Source organism: Humitalea sp. 24SJ18S-53 (assembly GCF_050632385.1).
Taxonomy (GTDB): Bacteria; Pseudomonadota; Alphaproteobacteria; order Acetobacterales; family Acetobacteraceae; genus Humitalea.
Map to the genome: position 1 here is coordinate 2,939,404 of NZ_CP192599.1, position 19,848 is coordinate 2,959,251.

Below are 19,848 nucleotides of genomic sequence, written 5' to 3' on the forward strand. Positions count from 1 at the left end.
ATGCGCGCGCCCCTCACCCTTCTCGCGCTTCTTGGTCTGCTGGGGCTGGCCGCCTGCCAGAAGCCGCCCGAGACCGCCTATGTCGCCGCGGCCGGAACCTCGGCCGGCCAGCCCGCCGGGCCGGATGCGCGGGGCGAACCCTGCACCGTGCAGCCAGGCCGGTCGATCGCGACCGACGTGACCCCGCTGCGGGTGCGCGAAGTCTATTGCGGCGGCTGGACCCAGCCGGCGGCGCGGATTGTCGACCTGCCGCGCGGCGCGGGTGAGCTTGACGCCCTGGCCGCCGGCGGCGCCTGGCGCGGCTGGGTGGACCAGCGCTACGCCTGCGGCGCGCCGACCCGCACCTCGGTCGCCGGTGGCGCCGATGCGCGGCTGCTCGCCTGCACCCGCCGCGCCGGCGGCTGGCCGCAGGTCGCCATGGTGATCGCCGGTCCGAACGGGCCGGTGCTGGCCGATGGCGTCTCCACCGCCGTGCCCGTGATCGAACGGCTGGCGCTGGGCCAGACGGCCGCCGCCGCCACCGGGTCACGCTCGGCGGCGCTGGAACTGGCCGTCGCGCGGCTGTCGGCCGACAGCTTCGGCACCGCCGATGTGGGCCGGTATGAAGCGCTGATGACCCTGGGTCGCGACCTGAACCAGGTCGAGACCTTCGGCGCGGCGGAGGAAGCCTATCGCCAGGCGCTTTCGGTCCAGGAACGCACGATCGGCGCGGGCAATCCCAACACGGTGATGCCGCTGGTGCACCTGGCGTTGAACCTGTCGAACCAGCGCCGCCATGCCGAGGCCGAGGCGCTGTTCGTGCGCGCCGACGCGCTGACCCCGCGGGCCGCCGACCCCGTCGCCCCGGCGCGACTGAAGCATTACCGCGCACTGCATGAACTGAACGGCGGCAGTCCCACGGCAGCCTTGCCGCTGCTGGAACAGGCCGAGGCCCTGTATGGCGCGCTGATGCCCGACAACCTGGCGGCCGGCCGGGCGGATGACGCGCTGGTCGCGGTGACGGACCCGGTGTCGCAATCGGCGATCCTGGGGCTGGCCGAAACGCAACGGACCAAGGGCATCACGCTGGCGCGGCTCGGCCGCGACCAGGATGCGGCGATTTCCGTCGCCCAGGGCCGCACCCTGCTGCGCCGCGCCGGGCTGGAGGCCAACATGCTCTCCGGCCGCGCCTTGCGGACCCAGGGCGTGGCCGAGGCCCGCGCCGGCCGCAGCGATGCCTCCGCCGCACTGCTGCAACAGGCGGCGGGGCGGTTTTCCGCCGGCGCCCCGGGCGAACGGCCGCATGCCGTGACCCTGTTCCTGATGGGCGCGCGGCAAAACGCGGCGGGCCAGAGTGCCGCGGCGCTGGATGCCTTCCGCGCGGGTGCCGCCATCCTGCGTGCCAGGCAGATCAGCCTGCCCGGGCCGATGATCATGACCTACCTCGATGCGCTGGCCGCCGTGGCCGTGCGGGGGGGCGCGTCTGTCGACACCGCGGCGCTGCAGGCGGAAATGTTCGGCGCGGCGCAATTGGCTCAGCGCAGCGGCACCGTGCGCTTCGTGCAGCAGGCGACCGCGCGCCTGGGCGCCGCATCGGGCGATCCGCGCGTGGCCGATGCTGTGCGGCGCATGCAGGACGCCGACCGCGACCTGCGCACGCTGTTCAACGAACGCGACAGCGGTGTCACGGGCAGCGCCGCGGCGGAGTTGGACCGGCGGATCTCGGCGGCCCAGACCACGCGCTCGGATGCCGAGGCGGAGGTTGCCGCCGCCGCCCCGGGCTTCCGCCAGTTGTTGCTGGCCAGCGTCGATGCGCCGGCGGTGCAGCGGGTGCTCGGCGCCGATGAGGCGATGGTGACCATGCTGCTCGGCCCGACGCATGGCTATGTCTTCGCCGTGCGCCGCGACCGGGTGATGGCGGCGCGCACCACAATGACCGAAGGCGATGCCACCCGCCTGGTCGCCCAGTTGCGTGAAAGCACCGCGCCGAATTCGGGCGCCAGCGGCCCCGGGCGCTTCGACATCGCGACCGCGCAGGCGATCTACCGCGGGCTGATCGGCCCGCTGGAACCGGCGCTGACCGGCGCGCAGACGCTGGTCGTCGCCCCCGACGGGCCGCTGCTGTCGCTGCCCTTCGGCCTGTTGCTGACCGGTGAGGCCGATGCCGCGGCGCTGAACCGCGCCCCCTGGCTGATCAAGCGCTTTGCCGTCGTGCATGTTCCGGGCCCGCAGACCTTCGTGTCGCTGCGTGCCGCGGGGCCGGGCAGCACGGCCCCCCTGCCCTATGCCGGCTTCGGCGATTTCGTGCCGCCGAGTGCCGCCCAGCTCGCGCGGTCCTTCCCCTCCGAACGCTGCGCGGCGGACGCGCGGCTGGCGCAGGGCCTCGGCCGCCTGCCCGGCACGCGGACCGAGGTGACCTTCGCCGCGCAGGTCCTTGGCGGCACGGGCGATGCCATGCGGCTGGGTCCGGCGGCGACGACCGCCGCGCTGAAGACGGCGCGGCTGGACCAGGTGCGCATCCTGCACCTGGCGACGCATGCGCTGTTGCCGGGTGAATTGTCCTGCCTGCCGGAGCCGACGATCATGCTCTCGACCCCGGCCAACGCGCCCAATGCCAATGCCGCCTTCCTGACGGCGTCGGAGGTCTTGGGGCTGAAGCTCGACGCCGACCTCGTCATCCTGTCGGCCTGCAACACCGGCGGCCCGGGTGGCGCCGGCGGTGGCGAGGCACTGTCCGGGCTGGCGCGCGCCTTCTTCTATGCGGGGGCGCGCGGCCTGATGATCACGCATTGGGCGGTGGATGACGCGGCGGCGACCGTGATCGTCGCCGATACGCTGCGACGCCAGGCGGGCGGCGCGTCGTCGGCGGCGTCGCTGCGCGGGGCGCAGAACCTGTTGATCGACGAGGCCGGGCGCGGGCTGCCGGCCAATTTCGCGCATCCCTACTACTGGGCGCCCTTCGCCTTGATCGGCGATGGCCGGCGCGCGGCGGAGGCCCCGGTGCGGTCGGCCGGGGCCGCCGCACAACCGGTGCTATAGGAACGACGCGCTTCGGCAACTGACGGTCTGGTGACCAGGGCCGGACGCCCCCTCTCTGGCGGCGGGCGCCGGGAACGGGCATGGTTATGTATTCGGCGTAATGGACGCCAGAGCGGTTTCACCGCCGACGGAGGCGGCGAAACCACTCTGGCTATTTGTTTTATCGCATTTTCCGAGTCGTCAGGTGAGTCCACCTGACTTGAAAATGCTCTGGGCGAGGATCGCGCGCGGATGGCTTTCGAGACTGTCGGGAAATACGAGATCCGCGGCCGCCTCGGCGCCGGCGCCATGGGCGTCGTGCTGGATGCCTGGGATCCGGTGATCGAGCGCCGCGCGGCGCTGAAGATCCTCAAGAAGCCTCCGGCGGGCGATGTCGAGGGCGCCGAATCCCTCGCCCGCTTCAAGCGCGAGGCCCAGGCCGCGGGGCGCCTGACGCATCCGAACATCGTCGCCGTCTATGACTATGGCGAGGATGGCGAGAATGCCTGGATCGCCATGGAACTCGTCGAAGGCGGGTCGCTGAAGGACATCCTGGACCGCGGCGAGCGCTTTCCGCTGCCCGAGGTCGGGCGGATCATGGACCAGACCCTGGCCGGGCTGGACTACAGCCACAAGCGCGGCGTCGTGCATCGCGACATCAAGCCCGCCAACATCATGCTGGCCGCCGACCGCACCATCAAGATCGCCGACTTCGGCATCGCGCGGCTGGAAAACTCGTCGATGACCCAGGTCGGCACGGTCATGGGCACGCCATCCTACATGGCGCCGGAGCAGTTGCGCGGCGAGACGGTGGATGCGCGCGCCGACATCTGGGCGTCGGGCGTGATGCTCTATCAGTTGCTGACCGGGGAAAAGCCGTTCGAGGGCGGGTTCTCCTCCGTCATGCACAAGGCGATCCATACCGAACCGACGCCGCCTTCGTCGCTGGCGGTGACGGCGCCGCGCGCCTTCGATGCGGTGATCTCCAAGGCGCTGGCCAAGCGGCCGGAAGACCGCTGGGCGAGTGCGGCCGCCTTCGCCGATGCGATCCGGACCGCGATGACCGCGCCGTCCCAGCCGGCGCCCCTGCCGATGGCTGATTCGGATGCGACGATCGTGGCGGGCAGCACCCGCCCGCCCGCCGCGGCACCGCCGGCCCAGGCCCAGGCCAAGACCCCAGCCAAGACCGGCGAGGCACCCAGGAAGGGATCGCCGGTGCTGATGATCGGTGGCGGCGTCGCGGTGGCCGGGGCGGCGGCTGTCGCGGCCTTCCTGATGCTGCGTCCGGTGCCAGACCCGTCGCCGGTGCCGCCCAGCCAGATCGCGCTGCAACAGCCCCCGACGCCGCCGGCGCCCCCGGTCGTCACGATCCAGCCGCCGGCCCCCACCGCCCCCGTGCTGGCCCCCGTGGCGCCGGCCCTGCTGCAACCAGTACCGCAGCAGCCCGCGCCCCCCATCCTGGCACCGGTCGTGCCGCCAACGCCCACGCAGCCGGTGCCGACCCCGGTGCAGCAGGCCCCCGTGGCGACCCCGCCGGTTCCGGTGCAACAGGCCCCGGTGCAACAGGCCCCAGTTCAGCAGACGCCGGTGCAGCAGACCCCGGTGCAGCCGGCCCCGATCCAACCAGCCCCGCTGGCGCAGGCCCCTGTCGAACCGCCAGCCGCCCAGAAGCCGCCGGTGGAACAAGCGCCCCCGCCCGTCGTCGCCATGCCGCAGCGCCCGCCCGCGCCCCAGGTCTCGCCAGCCCCGCCGCCGCCATTGTTGACGCCCAGCGCGCCGCCGCAGCAACTGGCGCTGGTACAACCGCCGCGGCTGGATTTCGCGGCCGCGGCCGCGGCCGCCGCCGCCGCCCCGTCCTGCGCGCTGATCGCCGCCGGTTCGACCGCCAATGGCCTCACCTTGCGCGGCGTCGCCCGGCGCGGCGACGACGCGGCCATCCGCCGCGCGCTGAACGCGCGCGACATCCCCCTTTCGGCGGTCAGCCTGGGGGTCCAGTCCTTCGATGGCCCCTATTGCGCCAGCTTCGACACGCTGCGCCCGGTCCTGGCCGCGCCCGATGCGGCGCCCCAGGTCGGCGTCATCGGATCGATGCCGCTGATCAAGGGCCAGTTACTGCGCTTCGACGTGACCATGCCATCCTGGCCGGCGCATCTGTACGTCGCCTATTTCATGGCCTCGGGGGAGGTCGCGCATCTGGTGCCCTCCGCCGCCCATGGGCCGGGTGCCACCGTGCGCCTGGGCGAACCGCGCGCCGGCTTCCCGGGTTGGGAGGTGGACGAACCCTTCGGCACCGACCTGCTGGTCGCGGTCGCGAGCGAGCGGCCGCTGTTCGGCACCAACCGCCCGCTGGTGGAGCCGCAAGCCGACTACATCGCCGCCCTGTCGGCGGCGTTGAACGCGGCCCGCCAGGCCGGCAGCCGCGTCGCCATCCGGCCGCTGGTGATCGAAACCGCCGCGCGCTGACGCGGCGGCGGGTCAGGGTTCGGCGGGCGCGCCCGCGCGCAGCATGGCGCGCAGAGTGTCGGCCTGTGCATCGCTCCAGCCCAGGTCGCGGGCCGGATCGAAGAAGCGCCGATCGGGGGTATAGAGCAGATAGGCCATGGCCTCGTTGGCCATCAGTTCCTCCTGCGTCGTGTCGTAGCCGTCCTCGGCCAGGAAGCGCCGGATCGCGGCGCGTTCCGCATCCTGGAAGCCACGTTCCCAGACCCGCACCACATGCGCCGCGAAGAAGGGCATGGTGAAGAACTGGCCATGGCCGAGTTCGTGCAGCAGCACGCTGTCGCGGATCGCCGCATCGACGTGGTCGCCTTCAGCCACCACCGTCAGGAAGGCCGTGTCGCGGGATGCATCGATCTGGCGGGACAGCGCCAATTGCTCGGCCACCCAGGCTTCTTGCGGGTTCAGGCGCAGTTCGGCCTGCGCCGCCAGGGTGAACAGCCGCACCAGGTCGCTGCCACGGTAATTATGCCCAAAGTACCAATTGGCGGGCGTGCGCCGATCGGCCCGGATCGCCGCCGCGAGGTCCTGATCATCCAGCACGCGGTCACGCGGCGTGCGGGCTTTTTCCAGCAGGGCGGCGGCGCGGTTCATCGCCTGGCCCTGGGCATCCAGGCTGGGGAAATCGAGCACCCAGACCAGCGGATTGGCGGACCAGCGCATCGCTGTCGGAACCCTCGCGCGATGGGCCAGCAATGCCGCGCGGTCCAACAGCGGCGGGCCTTCGGGCGGCAGGACCGCCGCGGGCGGGGTGACCGCCGGCGGCGCATCCGGGATATCGGCGATCATGGGGCCCGCCGCCCGGCGGGACCACCACCAGGCACCACCGGCCGCACCGGCGGCACCAAGGCAAAGCCCGCAGATCAGGGCGCGCCGGCCGTGCCGGTGCGGCGGCGCCGCTTCTGGCGCCGTCAGCGACGCCGCGACGGCGGGCGACAGGCGAACGGTGGCATCGTCATCGGGGGCCATCACGTCCGCCTAACCCATCGCAGGGCGGGCCGTGGCCCACCCATCGATGGCATGCCGTCACCCAGCCACCGGATCATGGTGCAACGCGCGCCAAGCCATCAGCTGCCGAGGTTCAGCACCTGGACCCGGCGGTTGCGCTGCTCCGGCACCTGATCGGGCGTCGCGATCAGCAACTGGCTTTCGCCGAGGCCGACGGCTTCAAGCCGCACGGGGGCGACGTTGTACTGCCGGATCAGGTAGTCGCGCACGGCTTCGGCCCGGCGCTTCGACAAGGCGGCGTTCAGCGCGGAATCGCCGACGGTGTCGGTATGACCCTCGATCCGGAAGCGGAAGGGGGCCAGCGCCGGGTCGTTCAGCGCGCGGCCGAGCGGGGCGATCGCCGCGATCGCGGCCGGGCTCAGCGTGGCCGACCCACTGGGGAAATTCACCGTCAGCGAGGCCGCGGCGACGCCGGCCGGGGCCGTCGTCTCACGAATTTCAGACGGCGGTGCCGCCGGGCGCGGGCTGGCGGCAGCCGCGCGCGGGGGCGGCGGCGCCACGGCGGCCGGCGGGGTCGAGGTGCCCGTATCGGTGCCGGGCATCCGAATGCCGCGCGTGCCGCCGTCGGGGTTCAACTGCTGGATATACTCGGGCGTGGTGGACTGCGCCGGCACCACCGGAGCGGCGGGGGCCGCCGTGCCGACATCGCTGCCCGGCATGCGGATGCCGCGCGTGGTGCTGCCGCCGGTGGAGGGCCGCAGGCGGTTGATCAGGTCGAGGGCCGCGGGGTCGGTCTGGGCCATGGCCGGAGCGGCCGCGGGAAGGGCCGCCAGGCCGTAGAGGGCGGCGGAAGCGAGAAGCAGGGCGCGAAACATGAACATCTCCCGATTGGGTTAGACCCAGCCTATCACGGAATTTCTTACGCTACAGGATGCCAAGTCCCCTCCACACGGGGAATCGTTCAGCCAGAAGTCCTTCGATGCGCGCGGCGGCGCGGGCATGCCCCGCCGCATCCAGGCCCGGGCGTAGCCGGACCGCCAGATCGGGCGCCTCCGCCCGGCCGGCGTCCAGGATCGCCCCCACCAGGGCCAGGTCCAACGCCGAACAGGCAAGCCCGCCGCCCGCCACTGGGGCCGCCAGGGCGAATTGCCCGCCAGCCTCGCCGGCAGCGGCCAGCATGGCGGCGGCGGCCTGGTTGAAGCGCCTGGCCGGCGCCACCGGCCCCGCCCAGGCGGCGGCGGGCAGCACCGCGCCGCTGCCCTCCAGCAGCACCAGCAGATCGGCGGGATCGATCGCGGGGCCGAGGCGCCGCAGATCGCCCAGGCGGCAAACCCCCTGCGCCAGGGCCGCGGCCATCGGCGCCCAGGCCTCGGCCGGCAGGCCCGCGATGCCGGTGGGCGTGGTCAGGCGTGGTCCCTCCCCCCGCACCACTGACGCGGCCACGAGCAGGAGGCGGTCCAGCGCCGCGCTCCGGTCGATCGGCCGGGGACCGCGTTGAAAGACATCGGCGCGGAACGGGCGTGCGAGACACAGGTCCTTCAGGACCTCATCCCCCGCGATACCGGCCATGGCCGCGGCCTGTCCGGGGCTGAAGACCATCGCCGGCCGGTGTTCGAACAAATTGGCGCTGCCGACAAAGGACAGCCGGGCCGGCGCCAGCGCCGCGCAGAGATCGGCTTGGAACACCGGGCGCCAATGGTCGGTCAGGAATTCGTGGGCGAGGAACGCCGGCTCCAACCCGCTCGCCGGGTCCAGGATGCGTTGCAGCATGGCGGTGCGCGGCAGGTGGTGCGGCGCGGTCGCGGCCAGGTGCCGGATGGCCTCGACCGCCGCCGCCGCGCGTTCGGCCGAACCACCCGGGGCCGCGCCGGCAAAATGCCGGAACAGCCGTTGCAGGGCGAAATCCGGCGCCGCCCCCGGCAGCGCGTTGTAGCCGAGGTAGGCGATCCCCCCTGGCTTCAGCCGCCGCGCCAGCAGGCGGACGATCCCCGCCCGCACGGCATCGGAGACCCAGGTCCAGACCCCATGCACCATGACGACATCGAGCAGGGGCCAGGCGTCGATCGCGGCATCGGACAGGGTGCCGAGATCGGCCTCGACAAAGCGCGCGTTGGGCAGGGCGGCGCGGGCCGCCAGGTCGCGTGCTTCGGCGATGTGGCCCGGGTTGTGGTCCAGGCCGATGACCGTCCAGCCAGGATTGGCCGCGGCCAGGACGCCCGCGGCGAACCCACGGCCGCAACCGATGTCGGCCACGACCATCTCGGCACGCGGTTGCCAGTCCACGCCGGCCAGGGCGCAGACAAGCCCCGCATGCAGCGGCGTCTGCGCCGCCTGCCAGGCGATGCCATAGGTCGTGTCGGTCGGGTAGCCGCCGTTCCAGCCGGTCACCGGCAAGCGCTTAGACGATGCCGAAGCGCTTCCAGACCGGTGTCCGCTCCTCGAGGATTTCGGCGATCACCGCGGCGCCGCGGCGCAACCCCTCCTCATCCAGGTTCGGCAGCAGGCGCAGCGCCAGGGTTTCCGGCGGCGGCGGCGTGCCGGCCGCGACATCGGGGTCCACCGCGACGGCGAGTTCGAGCGAGGTGCATGGCACACCACCGGCCGCGACCGGTGAGGCCAGGGCGAATTGCCCACGGCCGACGCCGCCCTCGGCATAGGTATCGGCGGCGACGCGGTTGTAGCGCTGGGTTTCGGGCGTCGGGCCGCTGTCGCGCAACACCGGCATCACCACGCCGCAGCCATCCAGCATGGCCAGCAGTTCGGCCGGGTTGGGTTTCCGCCCCTCCGGCAGGCTGCGCAGGTAGCCGAGGGTCTGCGGCCCCTCCAGCAAGGCCTTGGAGATCGGCTCCCACATTTGCGGGGTCAGTTCGGCGATTCCGACCTGGACGACGATCTTCAACTCCGGCGGAATCACGCCACGGCAGAGTGCCACCGGAATACGGTCCAGTGCGGCGACATGATCGGTCCGGCGCAGTCCGCGCACGAAGATGTCGCGGCGGAACGGCCGCGCCATGCACAGGTCCTTCATGAACTCGCGCGACGGGCCGCTTGGCATGCGCTCGAACACCTCGCGCTGCTCGGTGCCAAAGATCAGGTCCGGGATATTCTCGGACAGCGTCGCGCTTGTCGCGAATTCCAGCTTGGCGGGGGCCAGGGCCGCGCAAAGATCCTCGTGGAAGACGGGGCGCCAGTGGTCCGTCAGGAACTCATGCGCGAGATAGGCGCCATCGATGGGGGTGTCGTCCTCGGCAATGCGCTTGAGCATCGGGGTTTCATAAAGCTGGCGCGGCTTGGTCGCGTGCAGCGCCTTGACCGTGTCCATCGCGGCATGGGCGCGCTGGTTGGAATTGCCCGTGGACTGCAGCGCCGAGACGTGCCGGAACAGCCGTTGCAGCGCCATGTCCCGGCCGAAGCCCGGCAGCGCGTTGTAGCCGAAATAGGCGATCCCCCCCGGTTTCAGCCGTCGCGCCAGCAGCCGCACGATGCCGGCCCGCACATCATCGCCGACCCAGGTCCAGACGCCGTGCAGCATGGCGACATCGATCAAGGGGATGCGGTCCATCTCGGCCTCGGTCATCGACGCAAGGTCTGCCTCGACGAAGATCGCATTGGCCAGGGCCGCGCGTTCGGCGACACCGGCGGCCTCGGCAATTTGGGCCGGATTGTAGTCCAGTCCCACGACCGTCCAGCCAGGGTTCGACGCGGCCAGGGTATTGACCGAAAAGCCCCGGCCGCAGCCGATATCGACCACGGTCATGTCCGGGCGGGGTTGCCATTCCACGCCGACCATGGCGCAGGCCAGCGCCAGATGCGCCGGCGCCTGACCGGCCTGATAGGAGACGGTGTAAAGGCTGTCGGCAACGTAGCCGCGGCTCCACTCGGTCATGTTCTGGTCGTATCCTCGGTTGGTGGAACATCGTGCAGCGGTCAGGCGGCACGCTACATCGGGGGTGGGCGAAGATAGGCGTCGGTGGCGGGGCTGCGGCGTGGTGTTGAGCAGCCCATCCACGAGGTCAGCCCAAGCCGCCCCGCGCCGGCACCGCCCAGGATCGTCGCCGGCACGCTGGACGGCGACAGGATGGGATTGAGCACGAATTCCTGCTCCGGTCCCACGAACAGCCGCGTGAGGTCGCAGAGACGTGCGAAGAGCGGCCGCCCCGGCAGCAGCCCGGCAAAGGCCGCCGCATCCATCGGCCCGAGCCGGATGATGAAGCGCGCCTGCGGGTCCCAGACCTGCGCCCCGGCGGCGGCATCGACGCCGAGGGCTGCGAAGGCGCGGCCCATGCGGGATTGTTCGGTCGCCGGCAGGCGCAGCCAGCCGCCGGCGAATTCCTCGATCGTCACCTCGCTGCCGGCTTCCTCGGCCAGCATGGCGCGCAGGCGTTCGACGCTGCGCGTGCGGGCCGCGAGATGCCCCGCGTGGTAGCGCAGCGCCGCGGCCGGCACCGCCAGCCGCCCGTCCAGCCCCGGGGTATGCAGCCCGATCGCGGCATCCAGCGCGCGTTCGGCCGGCACCGGGTCGCGCGCCGGGCGGTACTTGCTGCCGGCACGGACCCACATGCCGGTGAAGCGCCGCGCCAGCATGTCGAAGAAGGCTTGCAGCGCGCGGCTGCGCTTGCGCAATTCGGCGCCGGTCGTGGCGGTGTAGTGGCGCGGCAAGGTGCCGCCCGGCCCGATCAGCCCAAAGGTCGGCGCGGTCAGTTCGCCAGTCGCGGGATCGGCCGCAGCGACCTCCGACAGCGGCAGGCCGAGCCGTGCGACGGTGCGGTAGGGCAGCGTGACCGGGTCCTTCCCCGGCGCGATGACGAAGGACGCCTGGTCCAGGTCGAAGCGCCCGGGTTCCGCGACCAAGCGGGCGAGCGGGCTCATCGCCGGCGCGGGCCGCCAGGCGGGCGTGGCGGGGGGGGCCGGAAGGCTGGGGGCCGGCGGGGTGGGCGCCGGTGGGGATGCCAGCACGGCGGCCAGGGCCTCGGCGTCGGATGGCGGCGGGCTCGCCAGCATCGCGGACAGCGTCTCCGCATCCGTTGGCGCGGGCGCCGCATCCGGCGGCGGGCGCCGCGTCGGCGGCAGCGTGGCGTCGGGATCGTCCCCCATCATCAGCCGCGCGCCAAAGCCATCGTCACAGCAACACCCGGGTGCCGCTGCGCGGCGCCCAGGTCGCGGCCGGGGCCGCGCGGCCGCGCAGCACCGCGCGGGTGCGAACAAAGCCGTTCACCGAGACTTGCAGCGCCAGGAACCGTTCCAGCACCGCCGCCATCAGGTACAGCCCGCCGGAGTTCCAGGCCTGGGGTTCGAAGGTCAGCGTGACCTCCAGCCCGCGCACGAAAACCCCGGGCCGCTGGCCAGGAATGCGCGCGACACCGGGGCCGGCCGTGACGGACACCAGCCCCGCGATCGCGCTGCGCGTTTCCGGCGCGTCGCGCAGGTCGTGCAGGCGCATCATCTCCTTCAGCGCCAGGGCCGCCTGTTCGCCGCCCATGACGCCCAGGTGGTTCAGCGCCAGGTGCGACACCAGCCGCCAGGCGCCGCGTTCGCGCAGATTGGGCCGCAAGGTGGGCGTGGGAGCGGAGATGCAATCGGCCGCACTCGCCGGGCTGGCCGGGTCGGCGATGCGCAGGCGCGGCTGGCCGCCGCCGAAGGGCAGCAATTCCGGCAGGTCCCGGTTCAGGCACATCGCCTCGATCGTCAGCACGCCATCGGCCGGGGCCTGCGGGTCGAAGTGGTTGTCGCGCAGCATGATGCGGGTTTCGGTGCCGGTCAGCGGCGCCGGGGCATGGCGGCGGGTGGCGATCCATTGCGACGGTGCCGTCTCCTCCTCCGCCGCGCCGTCGCGGGCGAGGCGATGAAAGGGCAGCACGGCGCGGCGGGCGCCATCGGGCCGGCTCTCGCGCACGCCCTCGATACTATAGACTTCCAGGGCCGCGGGGCGCCGCGCGTCGGGGATGACCAGCCAGTCCGACTGCGTGCCATCCATGGCGATCGGTTCGCAGCGCTGCGGGAAGATATTGACCACCGGCGTGCAATGCAGCGCCAGTGAGTCGGCGGCGACCGTGCGTTCCAGTTCCGGCGCCGTGCGGGAGAGGTAGATGAACACCTCCATCCGGTCGGAACGCTGCATCAGGCTGCGCGCCTCCAGCCCCTCCAGGTCGAGGTAGAGGAATTTCTCGGGGAAGGCGAAATACTCGGTCAGCAGGCGATGCCCGTCGAAGGCACGGCGTGGCCAGGGAAGTGCCGCTTCCTCGCGTTCGAAACCGACGGCGCGCAAATTCTCCGGGCCGATCAGCGTGGGCGACGGGTCGCCCGGCCCATTGGCCAGCGCGATGCCGACGCAGGCGGTCGCGAGCAGTTCATGCAAGCCCCCCGAGACCTGCGGCGAGCCACGCAGGTGCAGGCGGATCTTGTCCAGCCCGGTCTCGGCAAAGGTCAGGTCCGGCGTCAGCGTGCGCAGGGTCAGCCGCAGGCAGCCGCCCGCACCCGGGGCACGCGGATTGGCGGGGGCCGCAAGCGGCAGGCCCATCAGGCGCACGGCCTCGATCGTCACGGGCCACAGGGTCACGTCGTGGCAGGTGACGAAGCGCAAGGGCTCGCCCCGCACCGGTTCGGTTTCGAGCGGCGTGCCGCGCGGGGCCACGGCGGGGCCGCGCGATTCGATTTTGGGCGCGAGCTTCACCGTGGTCATGCTGGGCACCGGCGCCAGCAGATGCGGCGACAGCAGTTCCAGCAGCGCGTCGGTGATCTCGGGCAGTTCGTCTTCCAGGCGCTGCTGCACGCGCCCGCCCAGGAAGGCGACACCTTCCAGCAGCCGGTCCACATGCGGATCGTCCACCGTGCCATCGGTGGTGATGCGCAGCCGCCCCGCGACCTTGGGGTAGGCTTCAGCAAAGTCCCCCGCCAGGCGCCGAAGGGCGGCGAGTTCGCGGTTGTAGAAGGCGAGCAGGCTTTCGCTCATGTGCGTTCCGCCACGCGGACCTCGTGCGACACGGCCTCGACCACCGTCTCGAAGCTGATGGGTTCTGGGATCGGGTCGGTCCGCAGCACGGCATCCACCTTCAGCCGCAGGGTGCGGTCCAACTCGCTGCCGCTTTCCTTCAGGGTCACGCGCACCGATAGCAGCCGCGGTTCGAAGCGGCGGATCACGCGCTCGACCTCCTGCGCCAGGGCATGCCGCCGTTCCTCCAGCGCATAGGCGCCGGAGGTTGCGTCGGGGATGCCGTAGCCGAGCGGTGAATGCGGGAGTTCCGGCGTCGTGACCGGCAAGGGCCACCGCCGCCGGCGTGCGTTCAGTAGCGATTCAAGGTCCCGCCGCACCGCCGTGCGCAGCGTTTCCAGGGCGAAGGCCGGGGTCAACGGCGGGTCGTTCGGCGCGCCGGGGTCGGCGTCGAGCAGACGGTCGAGCAGCGGCAGGCGGACCCGCAGGCCGCCACCGCGCACGCCGCCCGTGCTGCCGCCGGAGGCCCGATCGCCGCCGCGTTCCCCGCCGTACCGCTCGCTCATCAGTCGGTCTTGAAGCGGATCGCGGCGATGTCGGCCAGGGCGATCGCTTCCTCGCCGATCAGGAACAGCCGCTGGCCGTGGCCGCGCACGGGCCCCGGGCCTTCGGTCCATTCGGTGACGCGGCCGAGGCGGATCGGGTCGGGCTGCCCGGGCGGACCGGCGTAGAGGGTCGGCATATAGACCACGCCCTCGGTGCCATCCTTGAGTTCGATCGTCGTGCGGCGCCAGGCGAGGTCGCGCGGGCGGCGCGGTGCCTCGAATTCCAGCAGCACCAGGCGGTCGGTCGGCACCAGGATATGCTCGCCGGCGGTGGTCAGCACTTCGACCATCGGCGCCATCAGGTCGTCGGCGTCGCGGAAATCATCGAAGGCGATGATGGTGCCATCGGCCAGTTCGGCCTCGCCGGCGACCTGGGTGCGGGCTTCCTCGGCGACCAGCGCCTCGGCCACGGCTTCCTCGGCAGCGCCCGCGCGAGCGAGGACGGAGGCGCGGATCGCCGCCTTCTGGGCATCGGTCGCGTCATCGCCCGAGAACTTCGGCGCGCGGCCTTCGTTCCAGACCTGCTGGCGCACGACTTCGGCGCGCAGCAGCTTGCGGAATTCCAGCACCGCCGGCGACGGGTCGTCCAGCACGGCGGCATCCAGCATGCGGTCGGCACGCTCCGCATCGCCGGCAAACAGCATCAGTTCGGCGAGCAGCCAGCGCGCCCCCGAATCCCGAGGCGCCGCCTTGACCGCGCTTTGCGCCGCCGCCACCGCAGCCGCCAGATCCCCTGCCTTGAACGCCTCGCCCGCCGTTGCCATCGTGGTCTTTTCCCTTTGTCTGCTGGTCAGGCCGCGGCCCGCGCGGCGCTGAGGTCGGTGACGAGTCGGAATGAGGCTCCGACCTCATCCAACTGGTAATGCGGCTGCAGATAGACAGTGCAGCCGTAGGATCCGGGCTTGCCGGGCTTTTCCCGCACTTCCACGCGCGCGTCGCGCAGCGGATAGCGGGATGCGACATCGCCACCGCCGCCCAGGCCGCTGACGTGCTTGTTCAGCCATTGTTGCAGCCGCAATTCCACATCGCCCGGCGCCATGAAACTGCCGACCATGTCGCGCCCCATCAGCTTCACGATATGGGCGAAGCGCGAGACGCAGAGCACGCTGTTGAGCTGGGAGGAAATGCGCTGGTTCGCATCCGCCACCTGGGTCGTCATCTTCGGCGGGCGATGCAGGCTGGGGACGGCGCCGAAGGACCCCTCCGGCAGGCCGTCCAGCCCGCAGAGGGCGATCAACTCGGCCTCCGCCGCCTGGCGTTCCTGTTCGTCGGTCAGCGAGAGTTCCAGCGGCGGGCGCGGCGGCGGCCCGGGCGGGTCGGAGCGGAAGTGTTCATGCACCAGCGTGTCCACCACGCCGCCGACGGGGTCCCAGCCCGGTTCGGCGCCACGGATTTCGGCGGGCCAGCGGTAGCGGGCAAAGGCCCGCGCGGCGACGGAAGCAAAGGCATAGACCGGCGTCGTCCAGACCCGGTCCTGCGCGGTCGGCGCGAATTCGCGGTAGCGGAACAGGTCGGTGCGCGTGCCGTCATCATCCCAGCGCGGCCGGCCCAGGGTGCGCGGCAGGACCAGGGCCAGGAAGCGCGTATCCTCCCGCGCCGCCAGGCTGCGCCAGCGCGCCCGTTCGGGGCCGCGAATGGCGTCCGACAGGGAGAAGGCGGTCGTCGCCTCGTTGAAACTGTCCAGGCCCACCAGCGCGGGGGAGGCCGCGAGCACGATCGGGCAAAACGCCGCCGCGGCGACGGCGGCGAGATAGTCCAGCGCCGAGACATCGTCGACCGGATGGCCGGGACCCGGGCCGGGCCGGATCTCGTAATCGCCGATCAGCATGCCGTAGGGCTCGCCGCCGGCCGAGCCGAACTCTTCCTCGTAGATCTTCTTGAACAGGGCCGACTGGTCGAATTCGACGGCGCGTTCCAGGTCGCGCGCCAGTTCCTGCCAGCGCACGGCCAGCAGCCGCACCTTGACCAGGCGGTCCTGCACGAAGCCTTCGACCAGCCAGGACAGGCCGCGCCAGGCGCCCTCCATCCGCACCACGCGCGGGTGATGCAGCACGGCGTCGAGTTGTCGGGAAATCGCCAGGTCGATGGCCGCGATGTCGCGGTCCAGCGCCTCTTCCAGCACCTCGCGGCGGTCGCGACCGCTGGCGATCTCGCGCAGCAGGGGCTCGCCCATCCAGGTGCGCAGCACCGTGCGCGCATCGGGGTCGGCCAGGAAATCGGCCACCGCGGCGGCGGCCGCGCCGCCACCGAAAAACTGGCCGGAGAGGACGGCGTCCCGAAGCGACACGCCGCCCCCTCCGATCAGGTCAGGACTTCTGCGGAATACGCGCGACCATGCGCATGGAGGTGGTCAGTTCCTCCATCTGCAGCCACGGGCGCAGGTAGGCGACCGCGTTGTAGGAACCCGGCTTGCCCGGGATTTCCTTCACCTCGACCTTGGCTTCCCGCAGCGGATACTTGGCGCGGCTTTCCTGGCCGGCACCTTCCATCGGGTTGACGTAGTTCTGGATCCAGCGGTTCAGCCAGAGTTCGCAATCCGTCGCCTCCATGAAGGAGCCGATCTTGTCGCGCGCCATCACCTTCAGGAAGTGGGCGAAGCGGCTGGTCGCCATGATGTACGGCAGGCGGGCGGAAATCGCGGCATTCGCCGTGGCTTCCGGCCGGTCGTACTTCTTCGGCTTCTGGGTCGTCTGGGCCCCGAAGAACACCGAGTAGTCGGTGTTCTTGTAGTGGCAGAGCGGCAGGAAGCCGTTGTTCGACAGTTCCGCTTCACGCCGGTCGGTGATGCCGATTTCCGTCGGGCACTTGGCGTCCATGTCGCCATCGTCGGAGGTGAAGACGTGGTTCGGCAGGTTGGTCACCTTGCCGCCGCCCTCCGCACCGCGGATGGCCGTGCACCAGCCGTATTGCGCGAAGGCGTCGGTCAGCCGGACGCCGTGCACATAGGCCGCGTTCATCCAGCAATAGTCGTTGTGCTCCATCGCCTTGGCCGAACCGTCCGCATTGAACGGCGCTTCCTCATAGGCGAATTCCTCGATCGGCGAGGTCGCGGCGCCATAAGGCAGGCGGGCGATCACGCGCGGCAGGACGAGGGTGACGAAGCGGCTGTCCTCGCTGTCGCGGAACGAACGCCACTTGGCGTATTCCTGCGTCTCGAAGATCTTGGACAGGTCGCGCGGCTTGGACAGCTCGCGGTAGTCCGAGAAGCCGAACATGCCGGGGCCGGCGGCCGAGACGAAGGGCGCGAAGCCCGCCGCCGCGACATTCGACATCAGGCGCAGGGTCTCGATGTCATCCGGGTGGTTGTTCCACTCGTAGTCACCGATCAGCGCGCCATAGGGCTCGCCACCCGGGGTGCCGAACTCGTTCTCGTAGACTTTCTTGAACAGGCCGGACTGGTCGAATTCGACCGCGCGCGTCAGGTCGCGGTTGAGGTCGCGCTTGGAGGCCTGAAGCATCCGAATCTTGAGGCTGGTCCCCGTCTCGCTGTTCATCACGAGGTGGTTGAGACCGCGCCAGGAGCCCTCGAGCTTCAGGAACTTCTCGTTGTGGACGATGGCGTTGAGCTGTTCCGACAGCTTGGCGTCGATCGCCGCGATGGCGCGGGTGAAGGTCTGCGTCAGGTTGCGGCTGTAGGTGATGGTCCCCTTCAGCGCTTCCTCGGTCAGGGCCTTGATCAGGTCCTGGGCGCGGTCGCGCTCGGTCTGCTTGGTCGCCCCCAGCACCTGGTCGAGAAAGGAGACGCCCGCGTCCTCGGTCGTCGTCGTGCCGGCAGCGCCGGGTTGGGCTTCGGTTCCGCTCATGCGATCAGCCCTCCTTCTTGTCGAGGCCGAGCTGTTCGGACAGCGCCTTCAGCTTGTCGGCATCCTGCAGGACCTCGTCCAGCAGGCCTTCGAGCTGGTCGGAGTTATCCGCCTTGCTCATCAGGTCGCGCAGCTTGGCGCGGGTGTCGAGCAGCGCCTTCAGCGCCGGCACCTGTTCGGCGACCTTGGCGGGGGCGAAGTCGTCCATGCTGCGGAACTTCAGGTTGACGCCCATCTGGCTGCCGTCACCGGCCAGGGTGTTGTCGACCTTCATGTTCAGGCCCGGGGCAACCCGCGCCATCACGTCGTTGAAGTTGTCACGGTCGATCTGGACGAACTTGCGCTCGGCCAGGGGCTTCAGCGGCTCGCTCGGGTCACCGGCGAAGTCGCCCATGACGCCGACGATGAAGGGCAGTTCGCGGACGATCGCGGCACCCTCGGTCTCGACGTCGTAGGTGATGTGAACGCGCGGCTTCCGCACGCGGTTCAGCTTGTCATGAACGCTGGCCATCGGCTCTCCCCAACCGGCGCCCGATGCGCCGAACTGCTGTTTCAACGGCGGCCCCGGGAACATCCGCCTGGATGGCCCCGGACCGATCCTTCACCGGCGGGCCTTCCCGACCAAGGGTTGGCCCATGCCCGTTTTAACCCGGCCGGAGCCTAGGTCTTGATAAATCCCCGCGTCAACGACCGGTTGTCGCCACACGGCCGCCTTCGCGTAATGGACGCTAGTCTTAGCTGTAACCTTCGTCGAGGGACGTCGGCCGAATGCCAAGTGCGGTCAGCATACCTGTGCGGGCCGTTTCATCCTGCAGCACCTCTGCCAGCAACTCGGGCAGAGTCATACGGCCACGGCGTACCGCGTCAGATAACGTATACGCGAGGAAGGAATGCGGCTCGGTCTTCTGGAAGAATTCGGCGACCTGCTCCAGCACCTTCAGCGCCTGTTCCCGCCCGGCCAGGCTGCCGACCGGAATGCCGAAGCCGCCGGCGGCCATCGCCACGCCGCCTCCCCCCGCCGCGGCAGCGACGCCGCCCGCCGCGACCTCACCGGCCTCGGCCCCCGCCACGACTTCCGGCCCGCCCGCCAGCGCGTCGGCGGCTTCACGCAGCCGATCCAGCACCTCGCCCACCCGCCGCGTGGGCGGGCTGTCGTAACCGAAGCGGGCGTCCACCTGGTCCTGGAACGCCTGCCAGGCCTCGCGCGCCGCCCGTGCCTCCATGGCGGTCGCGCGCAAGCCCGCGCGATCGAACTTCGCCTCCGTCTCGATGCTGTCGAGCTTGATGACGCCCTGGCTGTAGCGCAGTTCCTTGCGTTCCTCGTCGGCGAGGCCGGAGGTTTCCAGCGACGCCTCATACTGATAGAGCCCGAGCGGTTCGCCCGTCGGGCGGCGGAACAGCGCCATGCGCCGCAATGCCTGCATCACGGTGCCGTCGGCATCGCCACCGGCCAGCCCGCCGATCGGCGACGCGCGGCCCTCCATCCCCTCGTCATCGGGCTGCGGGAAGCCCGGGTCCCAGAAATTCTCCAGCAAGCCGGTCAGCAGGCGAGCGCCGGAGGCGAGGCCGGCGAGGCCGTCCTGGCGAACCAGCGCCTCGGTCAGCCAGGCCGCGATCTCGAAATCCTTGGACTTGGTCGTCAACACCTCGACCGCGATGCGGCGGACTGCGCGCCAGCCCTCGACCGGGGCGCCATCGGATTCACCCTGGCTGTCGCGGGCGCGTTCCTCGGCGCGCGCCTCGGCCCGCGCGTCCCGCAGCTTCTGGTAGGGCGAACTCGGCGAGTAATCGGTGCGCAGATCCTCACCGGCGCCGTCATTCGCCTCCAGCGCGGCCAGCATGCCGGCCACATCAACCACGTCGTCGCTCATGCCTGGCCCCTGCTGTTCATCGCCGCCGCCAGCGGACCGTTCATCACCGCCGCCCGCGGATACGGGGTGGCCGATAACACTTCATGAAGACTAAGGCGGTATCAGATCATTCGCAAAGCGGGGCGACCACTGGACACGGGCGGATCGGCCCCCGTAGCCTCCGCCCCCGCAAAGACCCGCATGCGTGCGGCGGCGATGGG

General features: G+C 71.2%; 14 protein-coding genes. 2 read left to right on the forward strand and 12 right to left on the reverse strand.

Annotation, left to right across the window (positions count from 1 at the left end; translation table 11 throughout):
• Together ACQW02_RS13990 and ACQW02_RS13995 are read left to right on the forward strand one after the other, a co-directional pair.
• Nucleotides 1–3,018 carry a CHAT domain-containing protein gene (locus tag ACQW02_RS13990; RefSeq protein ID WP_431280523.1) on the forward strand — a complete coding sequence of 1,006 codons (3,018 nt, stop codon included), beginning with the start codon at nucleotides 1–3 and terminating at the stop codon, nucleotides 3,016–3,018.
• A 231-nt stretch (nucleotides 3,019–3,249) separates the two neighbouring features.
• Entirely contained in the window at nucleotides 3,250–5,460 is a 2,211-nt protein-coding gene (locus ACQW02_RS13995; protein WP_431280524.1) for a protein kinase domain-containing protein, read from the forward strand.
• Nucleotides 5,461–5,472: 12 nt separating this feature from the next.
• On the opposite strand, the gene ACQW02_RS14000 is transcribed toward ACQW02_RS13995, so the two are convergent.
• The 12 genes from ACQW02_RS14000 to tssA form a co-directional block, all read right to left on the reverse strand.
• Nucleotides 5,473–6,462, reverse strand: a complete 990-nt coding sequence (locus ACQW02_RS14000; protein WP_431280525.1) for a hypothetical protein — start codon at nucleotides 6,460–6,462, stop codon at nucleotides 5,473–5,475.
• Nucleotides 6,463–6,560: 98 nt separating this feature from the next.
• A complete protein-coding gene (locus tag ACQW02_RS14005) occupies nucleotides 6,561–7,316 on the reverse strand; it encodes an OmpA family protein (RefSeq protein WP_431280526.1) in 756 nt (251 codons plus the stop codon).
• Nucleotides 7,317–7,365: 49 nt separating this feature from the next.
• Entirely contained in the window at nucleotides 7,366–8,829 is a 1,464-nt protein-coding gene (locus tag ACQW02_RS14010; protein ID WP_431280527.1) for a class I SAM-dependent methyltransferase, read from the reverse strand.
• A gap of 10 nt (nucleotides 8,830–8,839) precedes the next feature.
• A complete protein-coding gene (locus ACQW02_RS14015) occupies nucleotides 8,840–10,327 on the reverse strand; it encodes a class I SAM-dependent methyltransferase (protein WP_431280528.1) in 1,488 nt (495 codons plus the stop codon).
• A 53-nt stretch (nucleotides 10,328–10,380) separates the two neighbouring features.
• Complete coding sequence (tssG, locus tag ACQW02_RS14020) at nucleotides 10,381–11,538, reverse strand: type VI secretion system baseplate subunit TssG (protein WP_431280529.1); 1,158 nt, start codon at nucleotides 11,536–11,538, stop codon at nucleotides 10,381–10,383.
• A 22-nt stretch (nucleotides 11,539–11,560) separates the two neighbouring features.
• Complete coding sequence (gene tssF, locus ACQW02_RS14025) at nucleotides 11,561–13,390, reverse strand: type VI secretion system baseplate subunit TssF (RefSeq protein WP_431280530.1); 1,830 nt, start codon at nucleotides 13,388–13,390, stop codon at nucleotides 11,561–11,563.
• A complete protein-coding gene (tssE, locus tag ACQW02_RS14030) occupies nucleotides 13,387–13,935 on the reverse strand; it encodes a type VI secretion system baseplate subunit TssE (RefSeq protein ID WP_431280531.1) in 549 nt (182 codons plus the stop codon). Before tssE ends, tssF begins: the two co-directional genes overlap by 4 nt.
• Nucleotides 13,935–14,738 carry a type VI secretion system accessory protein TagJ gene (locus ACQW02_RS14035; RefSeq protein WP_431280532.1) on the reverse strand — a complete coding sequence of 268 codons (804 nt, stop codon included), beginning with the start codon at nucleotides 14,736–14,738 and terminating at the stop codon, nucleotides 13,935–13,937. The genes tssE and ACQW02_RS14035 overlap by 1 nt, the downstream gene beginning before the upstream one ends.
• A gap of 26 nt (nucleotides 14,739–14,764) precedes the next feature.
• Complete coding sequence (gene tssC / locus ACQW02_RS14040; protein ID WP_431280533.1) at nucleotides 14,765–16,261, reverse strand: type VI secretion system contractile sheath large subunit; 1,497 nt, start codon at nucleotides 16,259–16,261, stop codon at nucleotides 14,765–14,767.
• A gap of 19 nt (nucleotides 16,262–16,280) precedes the next feature.
• The gene (gene tssC / locus ACQW02_RS14045) at nucleotides 16,281–17,777 is read right to left on the reverse strand and encodes a type VI secretion system contractile sheath large subunit (RefSeq protein ID WP_431280534.1); all 1,497 of its coding nucleotides are present in this window, start codon (nucleotides 17,775–17,777) and stop codon (nucleotides 16,281–16,283) included.
• A 4-nt stretch (nucleotides 17,778–17,781) separates the two neighbouring features.
• On the reverse strand, nucleotides 17,782–18,351 hold the full coding sequence (gene tssB / locus ACQW02_RS14050; protein ID WP_431280535.1) for a type VI secretion system contractile sheath small subunit: 570 nt from the start codon (nucleotides 18,349–18,351) through the stop codon (nucleotides 17,782–17,784).
• 160 nt (nucleotides 18,352–18,511) lie between these two features.
• Entirely contained in the window at nucleotides 18,512–19,648 is a 1,137-nt protein-coding gene (tssA, locus tag ACQW02_RS14055; RefSeq protein WP_431280536.1) for a type VI secretion system protein TssA, read from the reverse strand.
• Nucleotides 19,649–19,848: the final 200 nt, after the last annotated feature.

Excerpts from the sequence above, each read along its gene's own strand:
- ACQW02_RS13990 (WP_431280523.1), top strand. The coding sequence starts at position 1 with ATGCGCGCGCCCCTCACCCTTCTCGCGCTTCTTGGTCTGCTGGGGCTG.
- ACQW02_RS13995 (WP_431280524.1), top strand. The coding sequence starts at position 3,250 with ATGGCTTTCGAGACTGTCGGGAAATACGAGATCCGCGGCCGCCTCGGC.
- ACQW02_RS14000 (WP_431280525.1), bottom strand. The coding sequence starts at position 6,462 with ATGGCCCCCGATGACGATGCCACCGTTCGCCTGTCGCCCGCCGTCGCG.
- ACQW02_RS14005 (WP_431280526.1), bottom strand. The coding sequence starts at position 7,316 with ATGTTTCGCGCCCTGCTTCTCGCTTCCGCCGCCCTCTACGGCCTGGCG.
- ACQW02_RS14015 (WP_431280528.1), bottom strand. The coding sequence starts at position 10,327 with ATGACCGAGTGGAGCCGCGGCTACGTTGCCGACAGCCTTTACACCGTC.
- tssG (WP_431280529.1), bottom strand. The coding sequence starts at position 11,538 with ATGATGGGGGACGATCCCGACGCCACGCTGCCGCCGACGCGGCGCCCG.
- tssF (WP_431280530.1), bottom strand. The coding sequence starts at position 13,390 with ATGAGCGAAAGCCTGCTCGCCTTCTACAACCGCGAACTCGCCGCCCTT.
- tssE (WP_431280531.1), bottom strand. The coding sequence starts at position 13,935 with ATGAGCGAGCGGTACGGCGGGGAACGCGGCGGCGATCGGGCCTCCGGC.
- ACQW02_RS14035 (WP_431280532.1), bottom strand. The coding sequence starts at position 14,738 with ATGGCAACGGCGGGCGAGGCGTTCAAGGCAGGGGATCTGGCGGCTGCG.
- tssC (WP_431280534.1), bottom strand. The coding sequence starts at position 17,777 with ATGAGCGGAACCGAAGCCCAACCCGGCGCTGCCGGCACGACGACGACC.
- tssB (WP_431280535.1), bottom strand. The coding sequence starts at position 18,351 with ATGTTCCCGGGGCCGCCGTTGAAACAGCAGTTCGGCGCATCGGGCGCC.
- tssA (WP_431280536.1), bottom strand. The coding sequence starts at position 19,648 with ATGAGCGACGACGTGGTTGATGTGGCCGGCATGCTGGCCGCGCTGGAG.